1 protein-coding gene is annotated in these 1156 nt (G+C 49.9%); it reads right to left on the reverse strand.

Annotated elements, in window-relative coordinates:
* Positions 1-237 precede the first annotated feature (237 nt).
* The gene (gene crp / locus BBW68_RS13450; protein WP_070135744.1) at positions 238-870 is read right to left on the reverse strand and encodes a cAMP-activated global transcriptional regulator CRP; all 633 of its coding nucleotides are present in this window, start codon (positions 868-870) and stop codon (positions 238-240) included.
* Positions 871-1156 lie beyond the last annotated feature (286 nt).

The raw sequence follows: 1156 nt of genomic DNA on the forward strand, positions 1-1156 counted from the left end.
CTTGACGGACTCGACCTCAGCCTGACAGTCAATACTGTCTGGATGATACGCTTACAAGAGAACAGCAGCCCGCGTTAAAGATCGCCCAATAGCCAGCCAATCGCCACCGGCAGACACAGCACCAGCGTCTATCTTAGGACATAGTTTACGTCAGGGGGATAGATGATTTTCCTCTATATGCGCTGCACCAAATAAAAAAGGCGCGACAGGGATGTCGCGCCGTGATTTCAGAGCCGGTTAGCGTGTGCCGTAAACGACGATAGTCTTACCGTGTGCAGAGATCAGGTTCTGATCTTCCAGCATTTTCAGAATACGACCAACGGTCTCACGAGAGCAGCCGACAATCTGGCCGATCTCCTGGCGGGTGATCTTAATCTGCATGCCATCCGGGTGGGTCATGGCATCCGGCTGTTTAGCCAAATTCAGCAGCGTCTGAGCAATACGGCCCGTCACGTCGAGGAAAGCTAAGTTGCCCACTTTCTCTGACGTCATCTGTAGGCGACGCGCCATCTGTGATGAGAGGCGCATCAGGATGTCAGGATTCACCTGAATCAGCTGACGGAATTTTTTATATGAGATCTCAGCCACTTCACAGGCGCTCTTCGCACGTACCCACGCGCTACGCTCCTGCCCCTCTTCAAAGAGTCCCAGTTCACCGATGAAATCACCCTGATTGAGGTAAGAGAGGATCATCTCTTTGCCTTCTTCATCCTTGATCAGCACCGCTACCGCGCCTTTGACGATGTAGTAAAGGGTTTCCGCTTTTTCACCTTGATGGATCAGCATGCTTTTGGATGGATATTTGTGAATATGGCAATGTGACAGGAACCATTCGAGAGTCTGGTCTGTTTGCGGTTTGTCGAGAACCATTCGCTATTATCCTCTGTTGTAATCGATCCTAATGTCACCCGTCATATTGCAATGCTAAGGGTGCACAGGGGGGTATTCCCTGTCAGGCGTAGAAATATTCAAACGTTCCCATAGTAAAATTTCCGGGCCTCTGATCAGAGCTTGGCTCGTTTTGTTGTCCCGTATTTCTCGTGCATCGAAGTGCCGATGAGATATTACAGCTTTGTTTGTAGCACAGCTTGCACGCACTGTCTTCTGTTGTCTCGCTTCAGCATAGTGGGGAAAAGGGTACTGTTGCAAAGATATT

The organism is Candidatus Erwinia dacicola, from assembly GCF_001756855.1.
Classification (GTDB): Bacteria; Pseudomonadota; Gammaproteobacteria; order Enterobacterales; family Enterobacteriaceae; genus Erwinia; species Erwinia dacicola.